This is a genomic window from Catonella sp. (assembly GCF_052169795.1).
In the GTDB taxonomy this organism is placed as follows: Bacteria; Bacillota; Clostridia; order Lachnospirales; family Lachnospiraceae; genus Catonella.
On sequence record NZ_JBQNBU010000120.1, the window covers coordinates 1 to 5021 of the forward strand.

Consider the following 5021-nt stretch of genomic DNA (forward strand, 5'->3'; position numbering starts at 1 on the left):
GTGTAGAGTTCAGGAGGCAGTCCTAACATATGATAAACAAGACCGCTATAGAAGTCGATATTTGCACTTACTCCCTTGTATATATGCCTTTCTTCGGCAATTATTTTTGGTGCAAGCCTTTCTACAAGGCTATAAAGAGCATAGTCTGCATCATTTCCTTTTGATTTTGCAAGCCTTTCTACATAACCCTTGAAAATATTTGCTCGAGGATCGGAAATGGAATATACAGCATGCCCCATACCGTAGATCAGTCCCTTTTTATCAAAATGCTCTTTATGTAAAAGTCCTCTGAGGTAATTGGCAATCTCATCCTCGTCAGTAAGGTCTTTTACTGTATTTTTAAGATCTTCAAACATACCCATAACTTTTATGTTTGCACCACCATGCTTAGGCCCTTTTAAGGAGCCGAGGGCAGCGGCTACGGCGGAGTATGTATCTGTTCCTGATGAAGTTACTACATGAGTAGTAAAGGTAGAGTTGTTACCGCCACCATGTTCCATATGGAGTACGAGGGCAAGGTCAAGTACAGTTGCCTCTATTTCAGTATATTTTTTGTCAGGGCGTAAGAGTCTGAGGATGTTTTCTGCTGTAGAAAGTGATCTTCTAGGCTGGTGTATATAAAGGCTCTTACCATTATTGTAGTGATTATGGGCATGATAGCCATAAACCGAGAGCATAGGAAAGACTGCTATCAGGTTGAGGCACTGACGCATAACATTTGGCAGAGAAATATCGTCTGCAAGTGAATCGTAAGAATAAAGGGTAAGTACACTTCTTGCAAGAGTATTCATCATATCCTTGCTCGGTGCCTTCATAATTACATCCCTTACAAAGTTGCGTGGAAGGGCTCTTTGGTTTGCAAGCTCTTTTATAAAATCAGCAAGTTCATTATCTGTAGGTAGCTTTCCGAAGAGGAGAAGATAAGTCATTTCCTCAAAACCGAAGCGTTTTTCATTTATAAATCCGTCAGTAAGCTCATGGATGTCTATACCCCTATAATAAAGTTCTCCTTCGCAGGGAGTCTTGACTCCGTCTATCATTTTAAAAGAGTTAATTGTTGAAATCTTTGTAAGACCTGCCCTTACACCTGCACCGTTAATATCACGAAGTCCTCGCTTTATATCAAGTTCTTTATAAAGTTCAGTATTGATTCGTGAATTATTTAGACATATTTCTGTAAGCCTCTCAATTTCAGGTGTAATACTTAGTTTGTAAGCCATAGACCTCCTCCTAACATATTGTATACAATTATACATTTTATAGGTATTATTATACACGATAATATCTTATCTGTATATGGTAATAAAAAGATTATAAAAATATTTTATAACAAAGTATTGGTATAATGTATTTGTAATACCAAGAAGAATAGTATACAATATGGCTCATAGAAAAACAAAACATAAAGAGAAAAGAGGAGAAAATATATGAGAAAAAATAGTTTTAAGAAAATAGGAGTTCTAGTTCTTTCAGGGGTTTTAGCCTTATCGCTTGCAGGTTGTGGAGCATTAGGAAATTCTAAGTCTGATGATAAGAAGATTTCGATAGGAGTAACACCTGTTCCTCATCAGGAGATAGTTAAGGCAGCTGTGGTTCCTGCTCTTGAGAAGGAGGGGTACAAGGTTGAGGTTGTAGAATTTAATGACTATGTACAGCCAAATACAGCAGTGCAGGAGGGGGAGCTTGATGCGAACTATTATCAGACTACCAGATACATGGAAAATGAAAATAAGGAAAGAAAACTTGACCTTGTAGCAGTTGCTGAAATTCATCTTGAGCCTATGGGACTTTATTCAAAGACTTTTAAGGACATTAAAGAGCTTAAAGACGGAGCAACTATAGCAATTCCTAATGATGGTTCAAATGAATCAAGAGCACTTGCTTTACTGGCAGACAATGGCCTTATCAAGCTTAAAGAAACAGAAGAACTTTATAATCTCACAAGTATTGCGGAAAACCCTCATAACTTTAATTTTTCTGAAATAGAGGCAGCGAGTATTCCTGTAACTTTAAGTGATGTAGATGCAGCGGTTATAAATGGAAACTATGCTCTTGGGGCAGGTTTCAATCCTAAAAATGATTCCCTCATACTTGAAAGTACTGATTCAGCATCTATAAAACAGTATTTCAACGATTTGGTAGTAAAAAAAGGAAATGAAAATTCTGAGAAAATTCAGGCTCTGAAGAAGGCATTTACCTCTGATGAAGTTAAGAAGTTTATAGAGGATAAATATGCGGGCTCAGTAATACCTGCATTTTAATGGAAACACTTGCTTTCTTGTATTATAATTGTAAAATGATATAGTGTAAGAATATAATTATATTTACAGGTTATGTCTCTGATGAGAGGCATAACCTCTCTTTGCTGCATAATTATAATTAGAAATGGAGATAACATGATTACGGTAAGTCATCTTGAAAAAAACTATGGAAATGTGAGGGTTCTAAGTGATGTGAGCCTTCAGATTGAAGACGGTACAGTTTATGGAATAATTGGGCATAGTGGAGCGGGAAAGTCTACCTTGCTCCGCTGTCTGAACAGGCTTGAAAGTTTTAGTGCAGGCAGTATTGAAATTTTAGGAAGAAAGGTTGAAGAATTAAATTCAATAGAAATAAATGGACTTAGAAAAGAAGTGGCAATGATATTTCAGAATTTTAACCTTTTATCAAGGAAAAATGTATATCAGAATGTAGCTCTTCCCTTGGTTTTTGAAGGAAAGAAGGAAAATTCCCCGGAGGTAAGGGAGAGGGTTACTAAGATGCTTGAATTGGTAGGGCTTTTGGATAAAATCGACAAGAGACCCTCAGAACTTTCAGGAGGACAGAAGCAGAGGGTGGCTATAGCAAGAGCACTCATCTTAAATCCTAAAGTACTTCTTTGTGATGAGGCAACATCGGCACTTGACCCTATGACAACAAGGGAAATCCTTGATTTACTTAAGAAGATTAATAAAGAAATGGGTATAACAATGATAGTTGTAACTCACCAGATGGATGTTGTTAAACAAATTTGCGAAAGAGTTGCATTTCTTAAAGACGGGAAAATGGTTGCAGAGGGTAAACCGGAGGATATTTTCATAAAGCCTGATAAAAATGTTAAAAATTTTCTTGGAGAAAACTTGGATATGCTACCTGATGGCGGTATAAATATGCATATTTTCTTTGATAATGAAACTGCCGGAAAGCCTGTAATTGCAATGATGGCGAGGGAACTGGGAGTGGAAGCCTCTATTATCTGGGCGAGGTTGGATGATTTTAGGGGAACGGTACTTGGAAGCCTTACTGTGCAGATTAAGGAAGAGGAAAAGGACAAGGTCTTTGCCTTCCTTAAGGAGCAGGGTGTGAAATGGGAGGTAATCTAATGAATGAAGTAGTGTTAAGAGCTTGCTTGGAAACTTTGTATATGAGTCTTTTTTCTACATTTTTTGCTGTAGTTTTAGGCTTTATTCCTGCCATAGTACTCACTCTTACATCAAGTGACGGACTGAGTCCCAATAAGGCTGTTTATGGTGTTTTAGATTTTATAGTAAATATTTTCAGGAGCTTTCCTTTTATAATACTTATGGTTATTCTGATACCGGTTACAAGATTTATAGCAGGTAAGGCCATAGGCACAACAGCAGCTATAGTTCCTCTTACAATAGGAACTATTCCTTTTGTTGCAAGAGTCATAGAAACAGCTATGCGCAGTGTGGACAAGGGAGTTATAGAGGCTGCAAGGAGTATGGGTGCAACCAATATGCAGATAATAAGAAAGGTAATTATAAAAGAGGCTGTCCCGGGAATAATTTCCGGTATAATTTTAACTCTTATTTCTGTTATAGGCTATTCGGCTATGGGTGGAGCTCTTGGAGCGGGAGGCTTAGGTGATGTTGCCATCCGTTACGGTTATCAGTCCAGAAATACGGCTTATCTTGTTGTAACAAGCTTAATTCTAATTGTCTTTGTTCAAGCTGTACAATTTGCCGGTAATAAGATATATAACAAACTTTCATAATACCAGCTTTTGTTTGGTATAATAAAAAGGTGTACAATTCCTATCCGTATTCCTTTTCAGCTAAGATATAAACCGAAAGTATGTCTTAAGGTATGTAGAGTAACATTATGGTTAATTACTGCATTGGTTAAGTTTTTTAAAGGCTTCTCTGCAAATTTATTCTTGAATGTAGAGAGCCTTTTTTATTGAGAAATATATATATTTTGAAACTATATTGTTTCTTTTGTCATAGTTCGGAATAGGAGAGGGGGAATATTTTACAGAGCCATAATCTTCTTCTCAGAAATGCCGGTAATCTCTGCAATAAGGCTAAAAGGTAGACTTTTTTTCTTCATATCTTTAGCTATTCTGATTTTCTCGTTTTCAGCACCCTGTTTTTCGCCCTGCCTTTCACTCTCTTCTTTTTCTTCTTTGATAATCTTTTCTAACATTTCATTCATTTCTTTTCTGCCTCCTTCGCTTATTTTAAACCTGGTCTTAATCTCACTTGTAACAGGAAAATCCTCCATATTATAAGCATCATCTTTTATAAACAGTTCCATAAGTTTTGAAACTTTAGAACCATCTTTTTTAACTGTAGTTACATATATTTCCGTAAGTCCATCGTCAATAATTTCACCGGTTTCACGCACTACCTTATCTACATGGTAGACCGGAAAACCGCCCTTAAATATGTCAAACTTAGATATGAATATAATGCAAACATCGGGTATATCTTCAAACTTAGTACCGGTATCAGTTATATTTGTAGTTAGGATAGCTCCATTGTAGCGTACCCTTTTTAGATGGTCATCATCATTTTCTTTTTGGACTTCAATATTGATATGTCTTCCATCTCCGGATATGCACTTGGCATCAAGCACTACAGAACGCCCATGTAGGTTTGTACCTTCCCACTGAGCTCTGGATTCTGTTACTGTTAGTTTATCATCTTCTAAGATTACTCTTAGGATTTCTTCACAAAACTCTTTATGTTCAGCCATTTTTTTAAACATCACATCGTCGATAGGATTTAAAAGTCTTG

Annotated in this window: 5 protein-coding genes; 3 read left to right on the plus strand and 2 right to left on the minus strand. The window is 36.7% G+C overall.

From position 1 onward, the window contains the following. Positions 1–1220: citrate synthase (locus tag ACTTKP_RS11090; protein WP_442553965.1), on the minus strand; the 1220-nt coding region annotated here is incomplete at its 3' end. Between the two features lie 207 nt (positions 1221–1427). Between ACTTKP_RS11090 and ACTTKP_RS11095 the strand changes: the two genes are divergently transcribed. The 3 genes from ACTTKP_RS11095 to ACTTKP_RS11105 all read left to right on the plus strand — a co-directional run bounded on the left by ACTTKP_RS11095 (position 1428) and on the right by ACTTKP_RS11105 (position 3997). Next, positions 1428–2261: a MetQ/NlpA family ABC transporter substrate-binding protein gene (locus tag ACTTKP_RS11095; protein WP_442553966.1), complete on the plus strand. Its 834-nt coding sequence runs from the start codon at positions 1428–1430 to the stop codon at positions 2259–2261. A 135-nt stretch (positions 2262–2396) separates the two neighbouring features. Next, positions 2397–3362 (plus strand): methionine ABC transporter ATP-binding protein, encoded by a 966-nt coding sequence (locus ACTTKP_RS11100; protein WP_442553967.1) that lies wholly within the window; start codon positions 2397–2399, stop codon positions 3360–3362. Further along, entirely contained in the window at positions 3362–3997 is a 636-nt protein-coding gene (locus tag ACTTKP_RS11105) for a methionine ABC transporter permease (protein ID WP_442553968.1), read from the plus strand. The genes ACTTKP_RS11100 and ACTTKP_RS11105 overlap by 1 nt, the downstream gene beginning before the upstream one ends. Positions 3998–4254: 257 nt before the next feature. On the opposite strand, the gene ACTTKP_RS11110 is transcribed toward ACTTKP_RS11105, so the two are convergent. After that, positions 4255–5021, minus strand: a 767-nt coding sequence (locus tag ACTTKP_RS11110; RefSeq protein ID WP_442553969.1) for an Rpn family recombination-promoting nuclease/putative transposase, incomplete at its 5' end; no start/stop codon positions are given.

What these genes read in the sequence shown, in the direction of transcription:
- ACTTKP_RS11105 (WP_442553968.1), top strand. Translation starts at nt 3,362, where the DNA reads ATGAATGAAGTAGTGTTAAGAGCTTGCTTGGAAACTTTGTATATGAGT.
- ACTTKP_RS11095 (WP_442553966.1), top strand. Translation starts at nt 1,428, where the DNA reads ATGAGAAAAAATAGTTTTAAGAAAATAGGAGTTCTAGTTCTTTCAGGG.
- ACTTKP_RS11100 (WP_442553967.1), top strand. Translation starts at nt 2,397, where the DNA reads ATGATTACGGTAAGTCATCTTGAAAAAAACTATGGAAATGTGAGGGTT.